Source organism: Streptomyces shenzhenensis (genome assembly GCF_021462265.1).
Taxonomy (GTDB): domain Bacteria; phylum Actinomycetota; class Actinomycetes; order Streptomycetales; family Streptomycetaceae; genus Streptomyces; species Streptomyces shenzhenensis.
The window spans coordinates 423,471-444,842 of record NZ_JAJONF010000003.1 but is presented as its reverse complement, the minus strand read 5'-3'; the positions used below and the strand labels follow the sequence as shown (position 1 = coordinate 444,842).

Here is a 21,372-nt window from a genome sequence, read left to right as displayed (position 1 = left end):
AACCTTACCAGATTCGTTTTCCGTTCCGTTTCCGGTCGGAATTCGTTTCCGGTGGCCGTTTGGAGGGCCTTCGCCTTTGATTGCCTTCCGGCTCTCTTTCGGCGATTCCGACTTTATCAGAAGTTCTTGGCCGGTCTGACCGGCCACTCATCTCTGAGTAAATCGGAGGTGGCTTCGATGTACGGAGAGGACTCTCTCCGTTGTGAAGCAGATCGATTCTAACGATCGGCCCCGAACTTGTCCAGTTCTAGGCAACTGTTTGAATCTACCTCCCCGTCCCACCCGTGTCAACGGGTCTTCCGGGGCGAAGAGGAGACTAGCAGCTCACAGGAGGTCTCCGCACATCAGGCGGCGGTGGGGACGACCGCGCTGCGCTCGGTCTCCTCGAGGTCACCCGTCTGGCCGGCCCGAGCGGCACGCCCCCCGATGACGAAGACGTAGGCGAGGAAGGCCAGCTCAGCCGCCACTCCGATGCCGATGCGCGCCCATGTCGGCAGGCCGGACGGGGTGACGAAGCCTTCGATGGCGCCGGAGACGAACAGGACGAGAGCCAGCCCGACCGCCATGCCCACGGCGGCGCGGCCCTCTTCCGCCAGGGCCGTACGGCGGCTGCGCGGCCCTGGGTCTATGAGCGTCCAGCCGAGGCGGAGTCCGGTTCCCGCCGCCACGAAGACCGCGGTGAGTTCCAGCAGCCCGTGCGGGAGGACCAGGCCCAGGAAGGTGTCGAGGCGGCCGGCCGAGGACATCAGGCCGAAGCCGACGCCCAGGTTGAGCATGTTCTCGAAGAGGATCCCGAGGACCGGAAGGCCGAGGAAGACACCCAGGACCAGGCACATCGCGGCGGCCCTGGCGTTGTTCGTCCATACCTGGGCCGCGAAGGAAGCCGCGGGATGGCTGGAGTAGTAGGTCTCGTACTCACCGCCGGGGCGGGTCAGCTCGCGGAGCTGGCTGGGGGCGGCGATGGTCGACTGCACGTCCGGGTGGGTGCCGATCCACCAGCCGAGGGCTATCGCCATGGCGGTGGAGATGAGCGCCGTGGGGACCCACCAGTGGCGGGAGCGGTAGACGGCGGCCGGGAATCCCTGTCCCAGGAACCGGGTGACGTCGCGCCAGGAGGCGCGGCGGGTGCCGGTCACAGCACTGCGCGCGCGTGCCACGAGCTGGCTGAGGCGTCCGGTGAGCTGTGGATCGGGGGCGCTGGACTGGATCAGGGAGAGGTGGGTGGCGGTGCGCTGGTAGAGCGCGACGAGTTCGTCGGCTTCGGCTCCGCTGAGGCGGCGCTGGCGGCGGAGGAGTGCGTCGAGACGGTCCCACTCGGCTCGGTGGGCGGAGACGAAGACGTCGAGATCCATCGGGTCTGCCTGCTCCTCGGCTGGTCGTCGACTGTCTGTCGTAGCTGTCAGCTTGTCGTACTGCGGCGCGATGCGCCCTCAGCTTGGCAGACTTGCGCTGTACGGGGCAGACCAGGGAAGGCGGCGGACGTGAGTGAGCTGGTGACAGGCGAGGCGGTGGCGCTCGAACTGCGTCCCGCGAGGCTGCCCAGCAGGGCGCTTGCCGTGCTGCTGGACCTCATCGTGGTCTTCACCGTGTACATCGGTGTTTCGATCGGTCTGGCGGCGGCCACGGCCTCGCTCGACGACGCCGCGCAGCTCGCTCTGGCGATCGCGGCCTTTCTGCTGGTGCTGGTCGGTGTGCCGATCGCGGTGGAGACGCTGAGCCACGGGCGCTCGCTCGGGAAGCTGGCGTGCGGGCTGCGGGTCGTACGGGACGACGGCGGGCCCATCCGGTTCCGGCACGCGCTGGTGCGGGGTGCGCTCGGTGTGGTCGAGATTCTGATGACCTTCGGGGTCGTCGCCTGTATCGCCTCGCTGATCTCGGCGCGTGGGCGGCGGCTGGGGGACGTGTTCGCGGGGACCCTGGTGGTGCGGGAGCGGGTGCCCGTCGGGCAGGCCCGTTTCGTTCCGCCGCCTCCGCCCTGGCTGGCGGGACGTTTCGCCGAGCTGGACCTGTCGGCCGTTCCGGACGGGCTGTGGCTCGCGGTCCGGCAGTACCTGACGCGGATGCAGCAGCTCGATCCGCAGGTGTCGTGGGCGATGGCCGCACAGCTGGCGGGCGATCTCGCGACCCGGACGGGGACTCCGGCGCCCCCGGACATTCCGCCGGCGGCCTATCTGGCGGCAGTGGTGCAGGAACGGCAGGCTCGCGAAGCCCGGCGGGCCTTCGCCGCCCATGTTCCCGCGTCCCCCACCACCCCAGGCAGCGCGTACGCGCCTCCGGTGCCCGGCGTGCCTCCTGCCCCTGCCCCTGCCCCTTCCGTCGCGCCCGCGCCTGTCCCTTCGCCGGCTGTGCCCGCGGCTCCGCCCGCGGCGTCGACCGAGCGGCCGGCCACCGGGTTCGTGCCGCCGGCCTAGGCATGCCCTGGCCTGCCGGCCCGCCGGCCGGGCCGCCCGCCGGCGGCTGTTCAGTCGTCGGGGCCGGTGAAAACCGACGGTGGTGACTGCAGGTCCTCCAGCTCGATTCCGGGCGCAGCCAGGACCACGTCGCCGGCGAGGTGCACCAGGTGCTGTTCGCCCGTGTCCAGGGCTGTGACCTGGTATTCGTCCACGGTCAGAGGGCCATTGTCAGTGGCGTGTGTTTCGCTTTTGAGCAAGGCCCAGGACTGGTCCACGGTGCGGGGGGCGAGGACCGGGTCCGTGAAGGCCACGAGGCGTACGCGGGTCGCAGCGGCGGAAGGGGTGAGGCGCAGGAGACGAGCGGTGGCGATCAGGAATGCGGGGGACGTGCCGGTGAAGGCGTGGGCGCGCACATTGCCTTCGGTGGCATGAGTGCCGGTGGGGTCCGTGCGGACCCAGGTGACGCCGTCCAGGGCGGCGCCGCGCACCTGCCAGCTCCCGGCGTGGAGTTCGAGGCGGATGGGGCGGCCGAGGTCGTCGAGGGCGAGATCGACGGAGCCGCCGTGGTCACCGGAGGGGGTGGTCACCTGAGAGACGTACCGCCAGCCGGAGGGGCCGGGGGCGCACCGGAAGTGCTCTTCACCGAGGGGGGTGTGATCGTGCGGATCGTGGAGCGAATAGCGGCCGCGGGGCATGGAGGTCCTGGGGCTTGACGGGGTGTGGGTCCGGCGTTCGGACCTGCGGAACGGCCGCGCGGGCGGTCGCCCGGACCTGCGGTTCAGCCGCGTGGGGGGCGGGCGGTCGGGCCAAAGGGGCAGGCCCCCGGCACGGGGGTGCGGGGGCCTGCCTCGGCGGACCGGAGGACCTCCCGCCGGGAGGCGCGTCAGTGCACGGGCGCGCCTCCCGGCGGGCAGGGCCCGGACTCAGTAGCGGTAGTGGTCCGACTTGTACGGACCCTCGACGGGCACGCCGATGTACGCGGCCTGCTCGGGGCGCAGCGTCGTCAGCTTCACGCCGAGCGAGTCCAGGTGCAGGCGGGCGACCTTCTCGTCGAGGTGCTTGGGCAGCGTGTAGACGCCGACCGGGTACTCGTCGGGCTTGGTGAACAGCTCGATCTGGGCCAGGGTCTGGTCCGCGAACGAGTTGGACATCACGAACGAGGGGTGGCCGGTGGCGTTGCCCAGGTTCAGCAGGCGGCCCTCGGAGAGGACGATGATCACCTTGCCGTCGGGGAAGGTCCAGGTGTGGACCTGCGGCTTGACCTCGTCCTTGACGATCCCGGGGATCTTGGCGAGGCCGGCCATGTCGATCTCGTTGTCGAAGTGGCCGATGTTGCCGACGATGGCCTGGTGCTTCATCTTGGCCATGTCCGAGGCCATGATGATGTCCTTGTTGCCGGTCGTGGTGACGAAGATGTCGGCCTTGTCGATGACCTCGTCGAGGGTCGTGACCTGGTAGCCGTCCATCGCGGCCTGCAGGGCGCAGATCGGGTCGATCTCGGTGACGATCACGCGGGCGCCCTGTCCGCGCAGGGACTCCGCGCAGCCCTTGCCCACGTCGCCGTAGCCGCAGACGACCGCGGTCTTGCCGCCGATCAGGACGTCGGTGGCGCGGTTGATGCCGTCGATCAGCGAGTGGCGGCAGCCGTACTTGTTGTCGAACTTCGACTTGGTGACGGCGTCGTTGACGTTGATCGCCGGGAACAGCAGGACGCCGTCGCGCTGCATCTCGTACAGGCGGTGGACGCCGGTCGTGGTCTCCTCGGTCACGCCGCGGATCTCGGACGCCAGCTGGGTCCACTTCTGCGAGCCGTCCGTGATCGTGCGGTGCAGGAGTTCGAGGATGACGCGGTGCTCGTCGGACTCGGCGGTGTCGACCGAGGGGACCTTGCCGTCCTTCTCGTACTCGACGCCCTTGTGGACGAGGAGGGTGGCGTCACCGCCGTCGTCGAGGATCATGTTGGGGCCGCCGGTGGAGCTGTCCGGCCAGGTCAGCGCCTGCTCGGTGCACCACCAGTACTCCTCCAGGGTCTCGCCCTTCCAGGCGAAGACCGGGACGCCCTGCGGGTTGTCGGGCGTGCCGTTCGGGCCGACGGCGACGGCGGCGGCCGCGTGGTCCTGGGTTGAGAAGATGTTGCAGGACGCCCAGCGGACCCGCGCGCCCAGGGCGACCAGGGTCTCGATCAGGACGGCGGTCTGCACGGTCATGTGCAGGGAGCCGGTGACACGGGCGCCGGCCAGCGGCTGGGTCTCGGCGTACTCCTTGCGGATCGACATCAGGCCGGGCATCTCGTGCTCGGCGAGGGTGATCTCCTTGCGGCCGAACTCGGCCAGGGAGAGGTCGGCGACCTTGAAGTCCTGTCGGTTGTCGACAGTCGTCATTGCGAGCTGCTCCTCGGGTTGGGTCGAGGGTGGGTACGGCTGGTCTGCGCGGCGGCGGACACAGGGGTGCCCGAGAAGAGGACACAGGCATGCCCACGTACGCGCAGCGCAGTCCGTCGGAGGCCCTCTCTCCCTCGGCCGGTCCGTACGGGACCGCCCGACCGCCATCAGCAGCGACGTCTGGCTCCGACCCAAGCTACACCGCAGAAGCGGGCCGCCCCCAGTCCGCCTCCGAACAGATCACGCCGTTCGAGGGGGGGTGAGCGTGATCGGCCGGGGGGCGGTGTGCGGGGAGATCGGCGGGATCAGTGGTCGGCGGGGTGGGGGGTCGGGCCGCCGGGGGTGGCTTCCGGATCGGGGCCCTTGGCGGCCTGCGCCTCGCTGTAGATGTCGGGTTCCAGGTAGATCACGCGGGCGATGGGGACCGCGGTGCGGATGCGGGCCTCGGCAGCGTCGATGGCCTCGGCGACCTCGGCGGCCGTGTTGTCGTGCTGGACGGCGATCTTGGCGGCGACGAGGAGTTCCTCGGGGCCGAGGTGGAGCGTGCGCATGTGGATGATGCGGGTGACCGTGTCACCGTCGACGATCGCGGCCTCGATCTTCTTGACCTCCTCGACGCCGGCGGCCTCGCCGAGCAGGAGCGACTTGGTCTCGGCGGCGAGGACCAGGGCGATCAGGACGAGCAGGACACCGATGCAGACTGTGCCGATGCCGTCCCAGACGCCGTCGCCGGTGAGCAGGGCGAGGCCGACGCCGAGGAGGGCGAGGACGAGGCCGATGAGCGCGCCGAAGTCCTCCAGGAGGACGACCGGCAGTTCGGGGGCCTTGGCGCGGCGGATGAACTGCGACCAGGACAGCTTGCCGCGCAGTTCGTTGGACTCCTTGATGGCCGTCTTGAAGGAGAAGCCCTCGGCGATTATCGCGAAGAGGAGGACGCCCACCGGCCAGTACCAGTGCTCCACTTCGTGCGGGTGGCTGATCTTCTCGTAGCCCTCGTAGATGGCGAACATGCCACCGACCGAGAAGAGGACGATGGAGACGAGGAAGGCGTAGATGTACCGCTCCCGGCCGTAGCCGAAGGGGTGTTGGGGGGTCGCCTCGCGCTGGGCCTTCTTGCCGCCGACGAGCAGCAGGAACTGGTTGCCGGAGTCGGCGAGCGAGTGGACGCCCTCGGCGAGCATCGACGAGGAGCCGCTGAACGCGAAGGCCACGAACTTCGATGCCGCGATCGCGAGGTTGGCGCCGAGTGCCGCCACGATCGCCCTGGTGCCGCCTGACGCGCTCATGTGTTCGCGTGGTCCCTTCTCGTTCTCGCCGGTACTCGTCTTTGCCCGTGCTTTGCCGGTGGGTCATTCTTGCAGCCCGGTCCGGGAGCGACTCGTCAGGTATCCACACTCTCGGTAGGACAATCAGACTCCACCGGACTTCGCTGGAACCGCGAGCCTTTCAGACGACCACCGTGGCGCGGAACACGGTGCCCGCGCCCGACACCTCCGCCTCCTCGTCCGCCGGCACGAACACCGACCGGCCCGGGGCCAGGTCGTACTCGCCGACGTGGACCGTGCCGGCCGTGCAGAGCAGGATCTGCGCGGTCGGCAGGGTCAGGTCGTGGGCGGCGGCGCCCTCGGGCAGGACGTACCGGGAGAGCCGGAACTCGTCGATCGGCGTCTCGTAGACCTCCTCGCCGTCCGGGGCCGCCTCGGGGCGCAGCACGCCCGCGTCGCCCGCCTCGAAGCGGACGACACGCAGGAGTTCGGGGACGTCGACGTGCTTGGGGGTCAGGCCGCAGCGCAGGACGTTGTCGGAGTTGGCCATGATCTCGACGCCGAGGCCGTTGAGGTAGGCGTGCGGGATGCCGGCGCCGAGGAAGAGGGCTTCGCCGGGCTGCAGGCGGACGTGGTTGAGGAGCATGGCGGCGATCACGCCGGGGTCGCCCGGGTAGTGGTGGGCGAGGTCGGCGTAGGGCGCGTAGTCGCCGCCGAGGCGGATGCAGGCGGCCGTTGCCTCGGCGACCGTGTGGGCCATCTCCTCGCGGTCGGCGCTGAGGATCGCGGTGAGGACCTCGCGCAGCGCCGCGTCCTCGGGGTGGGCGCGCAGCACGTCGACGTAGGGCTTGAGGGAGTTGACGCCGAGGCCGTCGAGGAGTCCGGCCGACTCCTGCGGGGCACGGAAGCCGCACAGGCCGTCGAACTCGGTGAGCGCGCAGATCAGTTCGGGCTTGTGGTTGGCGTCCTTGTAGTTGCGGTGCGGGGCGCCGACCGGGACACCGCGCCGCTCCTCGTCCTCGTAACCCTCCCTGGCCTGCTCCAGGTCGGGGTGCACCTGGAGGGAGAGCGGGGCGCCGGCGGCGAGGATCTTGAGCAGGAAGGGCAGGCGCGGGCCGAACTTGGCCACGGCCGCCTCGCCCAGTTCGCCCTTCGGGTCCTTGTCGATGACCTCGACGAGCGTGCCGCGCACGGTGCGCGAGGGGGCGCCCGGGTGCGCGCCCATCCACATCTCCGCCTGCGGCTCGCCGCTCGGCTCGACCCCGAGCAGCTTCGGGATGGCGGTCGGGGAACCCCAGGCGTAGGGGCGGATGGTGTTGTCGAGGAGATCCATGACTTCTCTCTGCGGGTTCTTTCTGCGGGGGCGGGGGGCGAACCTGGACGCGGAAGCACACGGCACGTCGGACGGGTCGCACGACGGTGTATGGCGCCGGTGTTCGGTGTTCGGTGTTCGTCACCGTGTGTTCCCTGCCGGCTCGCCTGCGGTACGGACCTCAGGTCGTCCTTCGTGCGCCGGGCCCGGTGTCGGTGTCCACCTCAGGCCCTCGAAGCGAGCGCCAGGTAAACGGCGGCGAAATCCGTGACGGCGATCAGTTCCGCCAGCGTCTCCAGTTCGCCGCCCGCCTCGGGTTCCAGTTCGCTGATCGGGGTGTCGTGGCTGAGGGCGAGGTCACGGGCGGCGGGGGCGGCGGTGAGGCCGCCGATGGGGCGGTCGCGGAGCAGCACCACGCGCGCGTGCAGCGCGGGCGGCTCCTCCACGCGGTCGCGGAAGAAGTCGTCGGGGTCGGCGCTGGCGGCGAGCGGGCCGGCGAGCAGGGCCGCGTGGGCGGCCAGGGCCTCGGGGAGTTCGGCGACCAGGGCGGGGCGGCCGGCCAGCTCGGCGAGGGCGGCGGCGAAGCGGCGGCCGGCCGGGCCCGCGGAGTCGCCCTCCGTCCAGATCACCGGGAGCGCGTCGGCGAGTTCCGAGGCGAGGGTCTTGGCCGGGTTGCTGTAGGTCACGATGGCCGGGCCGCAGCGCTCGGCGACGTGGTCGAGGCGGTCGGCGACCTTCTCCAGAGCGTCCGGCGGGGCGGTGACCAGGCCGATCCGGTCGAGGAGCGTGAGCAGTGGGGTGAGCAGCGCCCACAGCACGCCCGGGGAGGAGCCGGCGAGCGGCTCGCTCTGGTCGTACGGCGCCGTGGCCATCGGCATGAACAGGCCGTGGGCGCCGGCCACCGCCTCGGCGAGCGGGGTGCCCGCGGGGGCCACGGCGGCGACCGAGCAACCGCGCCGGTAGGCCTGGTCGGCGAGGAGGGAGAGGCTGGGTTCGGTGCCGTCCGGGGTGGCGATCAGCAGCAGGTCGACGGGGCCGGCCCAGCCGGGGAGCTCCCAGCGCAGGGCGCCGGCGGCCGGGGCGACCCCGGTGGGAGGCAGGCGGGTGACGGGGCTGCCAGGGCCTGCCAGCGTGCCGAGGAGGTCGGCGGCGTGGGTGGCGGCGGCGCCGGGGCCCGCGATCAGGACGGCGCGCGGGCGGCCGTCGGGCTTCAGTTCCTGGACACCGGCCTCGGTGGCGTGCCTGGCGGCCGTACGGACGCGGGCGCCTGCCTCGGCCGCACCGCGCAGCAGACCTCGGCGGTCGGCCTCGGCGAGGTCCTCCGGGGTGTCGAGCAGCGATTCGTCGAGCATGGAGCGGCCTCCGGGTGCCGGGGTCCTGATCCTTGTCCTGATCTTGGTCTTGATGTGCGGCGCTGCCGTTGTGGCGTTACGCCGGGCGGCGGGCCTCGTCGACGAGGAGCACGGGGATGCCGTCGCGGACGGGGTACGCCAGGCCGCAGTCCTGGCCGGTGCAGATCAACTCGGCGTCCTGCTCCTTGAGGGCGGCGTGGCAGGCCGGGCAGGCGAGGATCTCCAGGAGGCCGGCTTCGAGCGGCATGGGGGGTTCCCTTCGGGGTGGACGTTCGCGTGCGGTCAGATTACCGCCGGTGGGGTGGGTTGGGCTGGCCGCCGGTGCCCGGTGGCCGTCCGCCGGGAGTGACCGCCCGTGACTCCGCCCCCCGCGAGGCGGGCCGGGTGGCGGGAAGGTGCGGGCCGGCCTCGGTCAGCCTCTGATGATCGCCAGGACCTCGTCCCGGATCTTCGTCATCGTCGCCTCGTCCCTGGCCTCCGCGTTCAGGCGCAGGAGCGGTTCCGTGTTGGAGGGGCGGACGTTGAACCACCAGTCGGCGGCGGTGACGGTGAGACCGTCGAGGTCGTCGAGGGTGAGGTCGTCGCGGTCGCCGTAGGCCGCGCGGATCGCGGCGAGGCTGGCCCGCTGGTCGGTGACCGTGGAGTTGATCTCGCCGGAGCCGGTGTAGCGGTCGTACTGGGCGACGAGGGAGGAGAGGGGCGCGGACTGGCCGCCGAGGGCCGCGAGGACGTGCAGGGCGGCCAGCATGCCCGTGTCGGCGTTCCAGAAGTCCTTGAAGTAGTAGTGGGCCGAGTGCTCGCCGCCGAAGATCGCGCCGGACTTCGCCATCTCGGCCTTGATGAAGGAGTGGCCGACGCGTGTGCGGACGGGGGTGCCGCCGTTCTCCCGGACCACCTCGGGGACGGTCCAGGACGTGATCAGGTTGTGGATGACCGTGCCCTTGCCGCCGTTCCTCGCGAGCTCGCGCGCGGCGACGAGGGCGGTGATCGACGACGGGGAGACCGGGTCGCCGTTCTGGTCCACGACGAAGCAGCGGTCCGCGTCGCCGTCGAAGGCCAGGCCCAGGTCCGCGGACTCGGCGCGCACGCGCTGCTGGAGATCCACGATGTTGGCGGGGTCGAGCGGGTTGGCCTCGTGGTTCGGGAAGGTGCCGTCCAGCTCGAAGTACATCGGGACCAGCGTCAGCGGCAGGCCCTCGAAGACCGTCGGGACCGTGTGGCCGCCCATGCCGTTGCCCGCGTCGACCACGACCTTCAACGGGCGGATGGAGGTCAGGTCCACGAGCGAGCGCAGGTGGGCCGCGTAGTCCGGCAACGTCTCGCGGGTGGTGACGGTTCCCGGCGTGGCGGCCGGCTCGGGGGCGCCCTCCCGCAACCACCGCTCGGCCAGCTCCCGGATCTCCGCCAGGCCCGTGTCCTGGCCCACCGGCGCGGCTCCCGCGCGGCACATCTTGATGCCGTTGTACCGCGCCGGGTTGTGCGAGGCCGTGAACATCGCGCCGGGCAGGCCGAGGGCGCCCGAGGCGTAGTACAGCTGGTCAGTCGAGCACAGGCCGATCTCGGTGACGTCGACGCCCCGGGCCGCCGCACCGCGCCCGAAGGCGCGGGACAGGCCGGGTGAGGAGGGCCGCATGTCGTGGCCGACGACGATCGCGGCGGCACCGGTCACCTGGACGAACGCGGCGCCGAACAACTCGGCGAGCGCCTCGTCCCACTGGTCCGGGACCACTCCGCGCACGTCGTACGCCTTCACGATCTGCGACAGATCAGCAACAGCCACCGGCCAGCCCTCCAGGAATCCTCACGGTCGCCCCAAACTACCTGTCCCGGGTGCGGGACCGACGCGGGAGCCCCCGGCGGACGCCCGGCGGGCCGCCGGCGGTGATCTGCGGCCGTCCGACCCTGCCGACCGCTGTCGGCAGGGGCCGAGGGCTGAGCGGTCGGGGCCGGTCCCGCTCGCCGACGGCCGGGACAGCGGCTCCCGCGCGGTCGCCGCCCGTTCCGCGGCCACCACGGGCGCGTGCCCGCGCGGGACGGCCGCCCTGGTGACATCGGGAAGGGTGAGAGATTTCCTCCGACCGGTTCGCCCTTCCGGTTGACGACGTCCGGGGAGGACCGGTCGTGGCCCCGGTCCGCTCGTGGCCCCGGTCCGCCAAGCGACCGGTTCTCGACCGGCGGAATCCGGATGATCGTGAAGGCCTCGGTGATCGGGGTGAACGGGACGCAGGCGCGCGTGCGGCACACGAAGGAACGGTTCGCCGCTGGACGTCGGCTGTCGCCGCGCCGTCAGTCGTCCGGTGACCGCAGCACCCGCAGGTGGCCGCGCCGTGCGACCTCCATCGGGTCCGCGCCACGGCCGCCGCCGGCCGCCTTGGCCGCCCGCTCCTGGGGGCGGGCCGCCTCGCGCACCGCGTTGGCGAGTGCTTCCAGGTCGTCCCCGCTCGGCCGCGCGGGAGCGGAGCTGTCGAGGAGCCGTACGACCTCCCAGCCGCGCGGGGCGGTGAGGCGCTCGGAGTGCTCGGCGCACAGGTCGTAGCAGTGGGGTTCGGCGTAGGTGGCGAGCGGGCCGAGGACCGCGGTCGAGTCGGCGTAGACGTACGTCAGCGTCGCAACGGCGGGTCGGCCGCAGGCGGTTCGCGAACAGCGACGTACAGGGCTCACGACGTTGGACGGTACCGCACTCTTGAGCGGGCCGCGACGACTCTGCCCCAGGTCACTCCACCGTGTCGTACTGTGAAACGCCCCACACTCCCCTCCTGACACGCCCTGTTGACCTGTGCGGAAGACCTGGGCCGGGGTCATGGCCGGCATCGCATCCGGTCATGAGTCGGTACAAACAACGTCAATTGCCTTGAGCCGGCCGGTCTCGTAGAGATACGGAAACGAGCCCGGCCTTGGCTGGAACGGTCGTCCTGCGGCATGCCCCACCGGACGGTGTCGGTGCGTGCAGCGGCGCGGCGGGAGGCTGCGGGGACTAGGCTTCACCAGTGATGGACAACCGTGTACCGCCCCGTGCCGCCGGCCCCGGGCCTCGTCGACGCGATCGCCACGGTCGGGGCATGCGCGGGCCGATCGCACCACCCCAGGTGCCACTGGCCGCGAGCCGCGCCGATGTGTTCGCGGACCTGGTGCAGGACTCCGTGGAGCGCCTGGAGCGGCGCTGGCCGCAGCTCGCCGACATCGATTTCCTGGTCCTGGAGGTCCCCCGGCTCCAGGACCGGCACGCGGAGACCTGGAGCGACGACGCGGTGCCGCTGGGCGGCACCATCCCCGCGGGCGACGGCCGACGGGCGCGCGTGGTCGTCTACCGGCGGCCCGTCGAGATCCGCACCAAGGGGCGCGACGAGCGGGGCGCGCTGGTGCACGAGGTCGTGGTGGAGCAGGTCGCCGAGCTGCTCGGCCTCACCCCGGAGACGGTCGATCCCCGCTACGGCGAGGACTGAGCCCCCGGCACCCCCGCCCGCCACTACTTCTGCAGCACCGCCACGTCCTGGTCCGCCTCCGGTACGGCCACCGTGCCCCGGTCGTCCGGGAGGGTCTGGATCGTGAAGCCCGGGACGCCCTCCTCGGTGGCCGCCAGGGTGCGGGCGCCGTAGACCGGACCACCGGAGACCGTCTCCACGGTCAGGGCGTAGGTGCCCTTCAGACCGGACGGCACCGGGGCGTCGACGTTCTGGGTGGTGCCGGACTTGATCGTGAACGTCTTGGACACCGCCGTGCCGCCGCCGGTGCCCGCCGACGCCGTCACCTTGACCTGGGCGGTCCCGGTGGGCGCGGTCAGGGAGAGGGTGCTGCCCTTGCCGCTGTTGTCCGCGGACGTCGCGCGCGTGCCGACCGGCGCGGTGGCCGGGATGTACGCGGTCTCCTGGTCGCTGCCCTTGCCGCGGGTGACGCGCAGGGCGGCCACCACCGGGACCGACTGGTCGCTGGGCGTGAGGATCAGCGAGCCCGCCTCGCCGCGCGTGACGTCGCCGAGGTCGGTCGCGGTGGTCATGCCCGACTTCACGTGCAGCGTCTCGTGACCGGCCGGGGTGATCGTGCCGTCCGGGGAGGCGAGGCGCACCTTCAGGTCCGCGTCGCTGTCACCGGTGGTGAAGGCGATCAGCCGGACGTCGGTGGCGTCCTTGGGGATGCCGGGCAGCACCAGGCTGCCGGACGGGTCGGCGCTGGCGGCCAGCCAGTCGCCGCCGGACTTGTCGTCCAGGGCCTGCACGCTGGCGCCGACCCGGCCGCTGCGCACGCTCACGTGCACGGTCAGGTCGGTCTGCTTCTCCTCGGTGAGCGTGGACAGCAGGACCGGCTCGCTCGCATGCGGCTGGACCGTGATGCCCTCCCCCACCGAGGACTTGAGCTGGCCGTCCTTGCCGTACAGCTCGACGTCGACCACGGCGGCGCTGTCGTCGGGGTTGGTGAGGTGCACGTAGTCCGTGCGGCTGGAAGCGGTGCTGGCACCGGGGAACCAGAAGTCGGTGTCGGCCGCCGTGCAGGTGACCCCCTGGAGGCCGCGCCCGGTGCCCGCGGCGACCTCGGTGGTCTCCTGGACCGTCCAGCCGGGGGCGTACTTGCCCTCGGCGGTGCCGACGTAGGCGGGCCCGTCGGCACCGGAGGTGTCCCCGGTGGCCGGGGTGCCGGGCACCCTGGGGGTGAGCACGGCCTTGGCGGCCTTCTTCTTGCCCCCGCCGGTCCCGTCCGCCGACTGTTCGGTGGCGGCCTGGAGTTGGGCCTTGCCGTCGCTCGTGGTGCCCTGGGTGACGGGCGTGAACGACGTGTACGAGGTGTCGGCGATGTCGGACAGGCTGGGCGCCGGGCACAGCAGCGTGGTGCGCTCCACGGGCAGCTGGGCGGCCGCCTCGGCAGGATGCGCGGGGGCGGCGGCCGGCGGGTCGATCGCGGCGAACCCGGTGACCGCCGCGAGGGCGGCCGTACCGGCGAGCAGGGACAGGGTGGTGCGGTTCACTGCTGGCTCCCGTCGTGGTGCTCGCCGCCGGTGCCGTGGTGGTGCTGGGCGGCCGGGTCATAGGCGGGGTCGTAGCCCTGCTGGTACGTCGGGTCGTACGCCGTCTGCCCCTGCTGTCCGCCGTAGGCGTACGGGTCGTACTGTCCGGTCTGGTACGGGTCGTACGTCTGCTGGTCGTAGCCGCCGGTCTGGTACTGGCCGGTGCCGTCGCCCTGGTACTGGTCGGCGTAGCCGGTGTCGTAGCCGTCGGCCGCCGGGTAGGAGGCCGGGTCACTTCCCCAGGCTCGGCCGTCCTCGCCCTGGGGGACCCCCATGTCGTACGACTGCTGGTGCGGGACCGCGACCGCGGGCTGCTCCTCCTCGGCGGCCGGGAAGCCGGTGTCCTCCGGGGTCTCCGAGGCCTCCTGGAACTCCTCCTCGGCCTCCGCCTGGGCGCGCAGGCGGCGGGCGCGGCGGCCCTCGCCCTCGACGGGCTGGGCGGGGATCGGCTGCTCCTCGGGGAGGTCGTCGTCGACGTCGCGGCGGCGGCCGGGGAGGGCGAGGACGATCAGGACGACGGCGAGCGCGCCCTGCGCCCACAGCCAGGCGGTGTGGGTGATCGGCGTGTCGTAGGTGACGTCCAGCGTCCCGCCGGAGGCGGGGAGCTGGAAGCCCTGGGCCCAGCCGTCGACGGTGGTGCGGGTGAGCGGCTTGCCGTCCAGGGTGGCCGTCCAGCCCGGGGAGGCCGAGTCGGCCAGGCGCAGGACGCGGCCGTCGGCGCCGGTCGGGACGGTGGTGTGGATGTCGACGGGTCCGGCGGGCACGGAGTCGGGGGTGCCGGAGCCGTTCGCCGAGACGATGGTCGCGCGGGAGACCTGCCGGTCGACGCGCCACAGGGCGCCGCCGTTCTGCTGGCTGAGCCGGGACAGGCCGGGCGTGGCGTCCAGCACGCGCGTGATGTCGCGCGGCGCGCCCTTGTGGACGAGGACGTAGCGCACCGCGAACCCGCCGAGCTCGTCGGCCTGGTCGGCGCCGGAGCCCGCGACCAGGTTGGCGACCACCTTGTCGAGCTTGGCGTTCTCGCCGTCGGCGGTGGCCACCTCGGCGTCTCCCATGCGGGCGCCGGAACCGCGCACCAGCATGTAGCTCACGCGCGCGGTGCTGTCGCTGTCGAGGACGAGGGTGCGGACCTGGTCGGTGGTGGTGCTGTCCTCGGCGACGAACGCGGGCACCTGGCTCGGGTCGCGCCGTTCGACCGGGCCGTCGGCGCCCGCGAGCATCCAGCCCGCGGCGAGCAGCAGCGGACCCGCGGCGGAGGCGAAGGCGATCAGCGCGGCCACCGGCTGGCGCCAGCCAAAGCTCTGCTCGGCGACCCGCGAGCGCGCCCCGTCCGCGCCGAGCGCGGCGGCGGACAGGATGGCGACGCCGTAGACGAGGGTCGCGGGGCCGGCCCAGGCGGACTGGTTGGACAGCACCGCGAAGACCAGGCCGACCAGGGCGACCGCCCAGGCGGTGCGGACCGCCGACTGGCGCTCGGAGCGCAGCAGGGCGGCGAGCGCGGCCAGCACGACACCGATGAGCATCAGCCCGTCGACCGTGCCGGGGCCGCCCGGGCTGGCGCCGAGCAGGTCGAGGGCGGAGGCGGCCGAGGAGCCGTACTCCAGCCCGGCCTCCTTGAAGAAGCCGAACGGCAGCAGGGTCAGCGACCAGGGGGCGAGGACCAGCAGCGGGGTCCCGAGCTGGGCCAGCAGCCGCAGGCCGGAGGCGACGAGGTCGGAGCGGCGGACGGCGAGCACGGCGAGCCCGAGGACCAGGGCGATGGGCCAGACGATCGGCGTGAACGCGGTGGTGATGGTCAGCAGCAGCGCGTACGCCCAGCTGGCGCGCCAGCTGCCGCGTGTTCCGGAGGAGTTCGCGAGGCCGCTGGCCGCGATGCCGGCGCGGGCGATCAGCGGCAGCAGGATCGCGAGGACGGCGGTGCCGATGCGGCCGCCCGCGAGGGCGCCGGTGGCGGCGGGCAGGAAGGCGTAGGCGATGGCCGCCCAGGCGCGCAGCAGCCGGGAGGTGACCAGCGGGCGGGAGGCGAAGTAGGCGGTGAATCCGGCCAGCGGTACCGAGGCGACCAGCAGCACGGTGACCGCGAGCCCGGTCGAGCCGAACAGCAGGGAGGCCAGCGCGGCGACGATCGCGAGGTACGGCGGTGCGGCCGGGGTGCCGCCGGCGCCGACCGCGTGCCAGGCGTCCAGGTAGCGCGACCACAGCTCGCCCGCGGTGTCCGGGGCGGGCAGCAGGGCGCCGCCCGCGAGCGCGCCGGAGCCGAGCAGGGCGCGGCAGGCGGCCAGCGAGATCAGCAGCAGCACCAGGAAGAGCACCGGGCCCGGCTTGCGGGCGATGCGCCTGAGGCGGGCGAACTGCTCGATCTCCAGGAACTCGGCGTCGTCGCCGCCGGGCCCGGACTCGACGGCACCGCCGTGCCGGCCGGCCGCGGAGATCTCGTCGTCGCCGCCGAAGAGGTTGCCCGCGACCTGCTCGACGGTCGCCCGGACGGTGGCGCCGGGCGGCGGGAACAGGGGGCGCAGCTCGCCCTTGTCGAGCTGGGAGCGGCCGCGCCTGCGCCGCCCGGCGATGATCCGCTCGGGCCGCAGCAGGGTGCCCAGCAGGCCGCGGATCTCGTCGAGGGCCTGCCCCGGCACCTTGCCGACGAGGTAGGCGACGGTGCGCAGCAGGGTGCCGAGGACCAGCCGGAGCATGATCCAGGGCAGCGCGGCCGTACGGGCGTTGACCAGCAGGGTGTAGATGGCGCCGGCCTTGTCGACCTTGTGCGGGGAGGCGCTGGTACGGCCGGCGCAGTCGACGGTGCGGCGCTCGCGGGAAGCGGCCTCGGCGTGCCGTACGACGGCCTCGGGAGCGATCAGGACGCGGTGGCCCGCGTTGGTCGCGCGCCAGCACAGGTCGACGTCGTCGCGCATCAGGGGCAGCCGGCGGTCGAAGCCGCCGAGCTCCTCGAAGACGTCGCGGCGGATCAGCATGCCGGCGGTGGAGACGGAGAGCACCGGCCGGACGTGGTCGTGCTGGCCCTGGTCCTGCTCACGGCGGTCCAGGCCGGTCCAGCGGCGGCCGGAGTTGGCGATGGTGACACCGACCTCCAGCAGCTGCCTGCGGTCGTACCAGCCGCGCAGCTTGGGGCCGACGACCGCCACGTCGTCGCGGCCCAGCTCCATCTCGTTGTCCACGACCCGCAGCAGCTGGGCCAGGGCGCCTGGTTCCGGGGCGCAGTCGTCGTGCAGCAGCCACAGCCACTGGACCGGCTCGCCGTACGGCAGCTCGGGCATGTCGTAGGCGTCGTCGCGCCACTGCCGGTTGACCGGGTCCCAGCCGCTGGGCCGCTTCAGATACGGCAGGTCGTCCGGAGTGAGGACGGGCGCGGTGCGGCTCGCCTCCTCGACGGCCTGGCCGAAGCCGGTGCGACGGGCGAGGTGCAGGACGTTCGCGTCGCCGAGGGACGCGGTGAGCTGCTGGGCGGAGTCGTCCGCGCTGCCGGTGTCGGCCGCCACCGCGTACTGCACGGGGCGCTCCTGGCCAAGCAGCCCGGCGAGCGCGTCGGGCAGCCAGCGGGCGCCGTCGTGGGAGACGAGCACCGCTGTCACCACGTGACGCGGAAACTCTGGCGGGCGGGTTGGGTCAAACCCCGCTGTGGCAGCCGTCTCTTGGGCTGCCGTGTGGCTGTGCACGGACATCGAGGTACGGGCCCCGGTTCGATGGACTGCGGTGGACTCCTGCGCCCGCTGGTGGCGGCGAGGCGTCTCGGACGAGCGCCCACACTATCGGCTGGGCATGTCGACGGCCCGCCGCCTGTGGATAACCCACCGGCGACGGGCCGTTCGCGCAGCTCGGATGTGTGCGTTGTGCGGACGTCCGGCTCGGACACCCGGCTCGGCGTCCGCTTCAGACGGCGGCCTTCTTGAGGCGGCGGCGCTCCCGCTCGGAGAGTCCGCCCCAGATACCGAACCGCTCGTCGTTGGCGAGGGCGTACTCAAGGCACTCGGAGCGCACCTCGCAGGCGAGGCAGACCTTCTTGGCCTCTCTGGTGGAGCCGCCCTTCTCGGGGAAGAAGGACTCGGGGTCGGTCTGGGCGCACAGCGCGCGCTCCTGCCAGCCGAGTTCCTCGTCCGCGTCGTCGACCAGCAGTTGCTGCACCAGCTCGGTCATGTGCGCCCCTCGTCTGTCTTTCACGTCCCCGTGCCTGGCCGTTACCGATTTCGGCTGAACGACACGAGTGAAATTACAAGTGTGCTGCTCCGGGCGAGTCAAGCCGAGATCTGCTATTGGGCCCGTTATTCACTCTGCGGAACCAAGGCCCTGCGGAAAGTGTTCAAATCGGCATAAACCTTGATATGCAGACGCGGCCCCGCGCGGGCCTCCGGCCCCATACAGAGCTTGTACGGAGAAGGACGCCCAGATGTTCGATCGCGTTCCGAAGCGGCTCGCTCGCCCGGTTGTGCGCCATGTGTCCCGGGTGCTCGCTGAGCAAACCTTTCGGCTGCGAGATGGACCGGATGAGGTGAACCGTGTCCCACATACCGGGCGTCGAGTTGACACGGGAGGTGTGAACCGATGTTCTTGTGGGCATGCTCGCGAACTTGGCATTCACCTCGACCCGCACCGCCGGGTCCCACGGTGCTGCCCGTGCTCGCTGTAGCTGTTGCTGTTTGGGCTGTTGAGCCGTAGCGGTGTCCGACCGCTCCCGCTCCGGCCGCAGACCGAGTCCCCCGGACTCGGTCTTCGCTTTTCGTTCCCCGCTGACCTCCTTCACTGAGGAACCACCGCACCCCATGAACAGCGACAACGACCTCCAGATCGCCGGCGACCTCCTCGATGTCGCGCACCTGCTGCAGCCCCCGCGCGAGCACCCGGTCACCGTGGCCGAGTTCGTCGGGCTCGCCCGCGCGATCGCCGCCGACCGCGCGCAGTGGGAGCACCTCGTCCGGTACGACGCGACCAGCCGCTGGTACCACCGGCTGCGCACCGGCCCCGGCTACGAGGTGTGGCTGCTGTCCTGGGTGCCCGGACAGGGCAGCGGACTGCACGGCCACGGCCGCTCCTCCGGCGTGCTGACGGTCCTGGAGGGCGCGCTCACCGAACGCACCGAGCGCGGCACACGCGCGTTGGGCGCCGGTGCACAACGGGTGTTCGCGCCGGGGTACGCGCACGAGGTGGTGAACGACGCGCTGGAGCCGGCGGTGAGTCTGCACGTCTACTACCCGGGGCTGACCGAGATGCCGATGCACACGGCGCCCGCCGCCGCTTGCGAGGCCCGTCCCGTGACTGCGTGACGCGTTGTCCGACCCGCCTGCAAGACTTGGCGCATGCGCATTGTGGTTCTGGCAGGCGGCATCGGCGGTGCCCGGTTCCTGCGCGGTCTGAAGAAGGCCGTGCCGGACGCCGAGGTGACCGTCATCGGCAACACCGGGGACGACATCCACCTCTTCGGGCTGAAGGTCTGCCCGGACCTCGACACGGTGATGTACACGCTCGGTGGCGGCATCAACGAGGAGCAGGGCTGGGGGCGGGCCGACGAGACCTTCCACCTCAAGGAGGAGCTCGCCGCCTACGGGGTGGGACCCGACTGGTTCGGGCTCGGTGACCGGGACTTCGCGACGCACATCGTGCGCTCCCAGATGCTGGGCGCCGGATATCCGCTCAGCGCGGTGACCGAGGCGCTGTGCGACCGCTGGAAGCCGGGCGTGAAGCTGATCCCGATGACCGACGACCGGGTCGAGACCCATGTGGCCGTCGAGGTCGACGGCGAGCGCAAGGCCGTGCACTTCCAGGAGTACTGGGTACGGCTGCGGGCGGGCGTCCCCGCCGATGCGGTCGTCCCCGTGGGCGCCGGGCAGTCCAAGCCGGCGCCCGGCGTCCTGGAGGCCGTCGCCGCGGCGGACGTGATCCTCTTCCCGCCGTCCAACCCGGTGGTCTCCATCGGCACGATCCTCGCGGTGCCCGGCATCCGGGAGGCGATCGCGGACGCCGGGGTGCCGGTGGTGGGCCTCTCCCCCATCGTCGGGGACGCCCCGGTGCGCGGGATGGCCGACAAGGTGCTCGCGGCGGTGGGCGTGGAGTCGACGGCGGCGGCGGTGGCCGAGCACTACGGCTCCGGGCTCCTGGACGGCTGGCTCGTCGACTCCGTGGACGCGGACAGCGTCGCGCGCGTGGAGGCGGCCGGCATCCGCTGCCGGGCCGTACCGCTGATGATGACCGACCTGGACGCGGCCGCGCAGATGGCCCGGGAGGCGCTGGCGCTGGCCGAGGAGGTGCGCGGCGCATGACCGACGCGACCGACGGCACGACCGCCGCGGCCGACGCGCCCGGTACGACCGCCGCGGCCGACGCGCCCGGTACGGCCGGCGCGGTGCCCGCCTACCGGGTGTGGGCGCTGCCCGGCATCCCCGAAGTGCAGGAGGGCGAGGACCTGGCGAAGCTGATCGCCGTGGCGGAGCCGGGGCTGGCCGACGGTGACGTGGTGATCGTCACCTCGAAGATCGTCTCCAAGGCCGAGGGGCGGACCGTCGCGGCGGCCGACCGGGAGGCGGCGATCGACGCCGAGACCGTGCGGGTGGTGGCCCGGCGCGGGACCCTGCGGATCGTGGAGAACCGGCAGGGTCTGGTCATGGCCGCGGCCGGAGTGGACGCGTCCAACACCCCCTCCGGGACCGTGCTGTTGCTGCCCGAGGATGCCGACGCCTCGGCGCGTGCGGTCCGCGCGGGCCTGCGGAACGCGCTGGGCGTCAACGTCGGGGTGATCGTCACGGACACCTTCGGGCGCCCCTGGCGCTCGGGGCTCACGGACGTCGCCATCGGCGCCGCCGGCGTGGCGGTGCTGGACGATCTGCGCGGGGGCGCGGACGCGTACGGCAATCCGCTGGTCGCGACGGTCGTCGCCACGGCCGACGAACTGGCCGCCGCCGCTGACCTGGTGAAGGGCAAGGCGACAGGGATGCCGGTCGCCGTGGTGCGGGGCCTCGCGCATGTCGTGGCGGACCCCGGCGACGCCGGGGACGGCGCGCGGGCGCTGGTCCGGGACGCGCGCAGCGACATGTTCCGGCTCGGGACGTCCGAGGCGGTCCGCGAGGCGGTGACTCTGCGGCGGACGGTGCGGGCGTTCACCGACGAGCCGGTCGACCCCGGGGCGGTACGGCGGGCGGTCGCCGCGGCCGTGACCGCGCCGGCGCCGCATCACACGACGCCGTGGCGGTTCGTGCTGCTGGAGTCGGCCGAGGCGCGCGTGCGGTTGCTGGACGCGATGCGGGACGCGTGGATCGCCGACCTGAGGAAGGACGGCAAGTCGGAGGAGTCCGTCGCGAAGCGGGTGCGGCGGGGGGACGTGCTGCGGAACGCGCCTTACCTGGCCGTGCCCTGTCTGGTGATGGACGGGTCGCACACGTACGGGGATCCGCGGCGCGACGCCGCCGAGCGGGAGATGTTCGTGGTCGCGATGGGGGCCGCGGTGCAGAACTTCCTGGTCGCGCTGGCCGGTGAGCAGCTGGGATCGGCGTGGGTGTCGTCGACGATGTTCTGCCGGGACGTGGTGCGGGAGGTGCTGGCGCTGCCGGCGGGGTGGGAGCCGATGGGGGCGGTCGCGGTGGGGAGGGCCGCGGAGGAGCCGAGGGAGAGGGTGCCGAGGGAGGCCGGGGACTTCATCGAGGTGCGGTGAGCTGTTTGGCGCCTTCGGCGCG

General features: G+C 72.4%; 17 protein-coding genes. 5 read left to right on the top strand and 12 right to left on the bottom strand.

What is annotated here, in order from left to right; genetic code table 11:
- Window positions 1-344 precede the first annotated feature (344 nt).
- Window positions 345-1,352, bottom strand: coding sequence for a stage II sporulation protein M (locus LQ326_RS06560; RefSeq protein WP_234533593.1), 1,008 nt, complete (start codon window positions 1,350-1,352; stop codon window positions 345-347).
- A 129-nt stretch (window positions 1,353-1,481) separates the two neighbouring features.
- On the opposite strand from LQ326_RS06560, the gene LQ326_RS06555 reads away from it, so the two are divergent.
- Window positions 1,482-2,411, top strand: a complete 930-nt coding sequence (locus tag LQ326_RS06555; RefSeq protein ID WP_234533591.1) for an RDD family protein — start codon at window positions 1,482-1,484, stop codon at window positions 2,409-2,411.
- Window positions 2,412-2,461: 50 nt separating this feature from the next.
- Here LQ326_RS06555 and LQ326_RS06550 read toward each other — a convergent pair whose 3' ends face one another.
- The 8 genes from LQ326_RS06550 to LQ326_RS06515 form a co-directional block, all read right to left on the bottom strand.
- Complete coding sequence (locus tag LQ326_RS06550; protein ID WP_234533589.1) at window positions 2,462-3,088, bottom strand: hypothetical protein; 627 nt, start codon at window positions 3,086-3,088, stop codon at window positions 2,462-2,464.
- Window positions 3,089-3,316: 228 nt separating this feature from the next.
- Window positions 3,317-4,774: an adenosylhomocysteinase gene (ahcY, locus tag LQ326_RS06545; RefSeq protein ID WP_234533588.1), complete on the bottom strand. Its 1,458-nt coding sequence runs from the start codon at window positions 4,772-4,774 to the stop codon at window positions 3,317-3,319.
- 305 nt (window positions 4,775-5,079) lie between these two features.
- Window positions 5,080-6,060: a cation diffusion facilitator family transporter gene (locus LQ326_RS06540; RefSeq protein ID WP_234533585.1), complete on the bottom strand. Its 981-nt coding sequence runs from the start codon at window positions 6,058-6,060 to the stop codon at window positions 5,080-5,082.
- Window positions 6,061-6,220: 160 nt separating this feature from the next.
- A complete protein-coding gene (manA, locus tag LQ326_RS06535) occupies window positions 6,221-7,372 on the bottom strand; it encodes a mannose-6-phosphate isomerase, class I (RefSeq protein ID WP_234533584.1) in 1,152 nt (383 codons plus the stop codon).
- A 203-nt stretch (window positions 7,373-7,575) separates the two neighbouring features.
- Window positions 7,576-8,703 (bottom strand): SIS domain-containing protein, encoded by a 1,128-nt coding sequence (locus LQ326_RS06530; protein ID WP_234533582.1) that lies wholly within the window; start codon window positions 8,701-8,703, stop codon window positions 7,576-7,578.
- A gap of 76 nt (window positions 8,704-8,779) precedes the next feature.
- Window positions 8,780-8,950 (bottom strand): Trm112 family protein, encoded by a 171-nt coding sequence (locus tag LQ326_RS06525; protein ID WP_181809261.1) that lies wholly within the window; start codon window positions 8,948-8,950, stop codon window positions 8,780-8,782.
- Window positions 8,951-9,115: 165 nt separating this feature from the next.
- Complete coding sequence (locus tag LQ326_RS06520; RefSeq protein ID WP_234533580.1) at window positions 9,116-10,483, bottom strand: phosphomannomutase/phosphoglucomutase; 1,368 nt, start codon at window positions 10,481-10,483, stop codon at window positions 9,116-9,118.
- A gap of 506 nt (window positions 10,484-10,989) precedes the next feature.
- Window positions 10,990-11,415, bottom strand: a complete 426-nt coding sequence (locus LQ326_RS06515) for a DUF3499 domain-containing protein (RefSeq protein ID WP_181808879.1) — start codon at window positions 11,413-11,415, stop codon at window positions 10,990-10,992.
- A 278-nt stretch (window positions 11,416-11,693) separates the two neighbouring features.
- Here LQ326_RS06515 and LQ326_RS06510 point away from each other — a divergent pair, with 278 nt between their 5' ends.
- The gene (locus LQ326_RS06510; protein WP_234533637.1) at window positions 11,694-12,146 is read left to right on the top strand and encodes a metallopeptidase family protein; all 453 of its coding nucleotides are present in this window, start codon (window positions 11,694-11,696) and stop codon (window positions 12,144-12,146) included.
- 23 nt (window positions 12,147-12,169) lie between these two features.
- Here LQ326_RS06510 and LQ326_RS06505 read toward each other — a convergent pair whose 3' ends face one another.
- The 3 genes from LQ326_RS06505 to LQ326_RS06495 all read right to left on the bottom strand — a co-directional run bounded on the left by LQ326_RS06505 (window position 12,170) and on the right by LQ326_RS06495 (window position 17,848).
- On the bottom strand, window positions 12,170-13,660 hold the full coding sequence (locus LQ326_RS06505; protein ID WP_234533577.1) for a DUF5719 family protein: 1,491 nt from the start codon (window positions 13,658-13,660) through the stop codon (window positions 12,170-12,172).
- On the bottom strand, window positions 13,657-17,376 hold the full coding sequence (locus LQ326_RS06500) for a glycosyltransferase (protein ID WP_234533575.1): 3,720 nt from the start codon (window positions 17,374-17,376) through the stop codon (window positions 13,657-13,659). The genes LQ326_RS06505 and LQ326_RS06500 overlap by 4 nt, the downstream gene beginning before the upstream one ends.
- Before the next feature lie 208 nt (window positions 17,377-17,584).
- Window positions 17,585-17,848, bottom strand: coding sequence for a WhiB family transcriptional regulator (locus LQ326_RS06495; protein WP_003975777.1), 264 nt, complete (start codon window positions 17,846-17,848; stop codon window positions 17,585-17,587).
- Between the two features lie 623 nt (window positions 17,849-18,471).
- On the opposite strand from LQ326_RS06495, the gene LQ326_RS06490 reads away from it, so the two are divergent.
- From LQ326_RS06490 to LQ326_RS06480, 3 genes are read left to right on the top strand one after another with little or no spacing between them, the layout of a single operon-like run.
- Window positions 18,472-18,972, top strand: a complete 501-nt coding sequence (locus LQ326_RS06490) for a cysteine dioxygenase (protein WP_234533573.1) — start codon at window positions 18,472-18,474, stop codon at window positions 18,970-18,972.
- 33 nt (window positions 18,973-19,005) lie between these two features.
- Entirely contained in the window at window positions 19,006-19,965 is a 960-nt protein-coding gene (gene cofD, locus LQ326_RS06485; RefSeq protein WP_234533572.1) for a 2-phospho-L-lactate transferase, read from the top strand.
- Complete coding sequence (locus LQ326_RS06480; protein ID WP_234533570.1) at window positions 19,962-21,350, top strand: coenzyme F420-0:L-glutamate ligase; 1,389 nt, start codon at window positions 19,962-19,964, stop codon at window positions 21,348-21,350. The genes cofD and LQ326_RS06480 overlap by 4 nt, the downstream gene beginning before the upstream one ends.
- Window positions 21,351-21,372 lie beyond the last annotated feature (22 nt).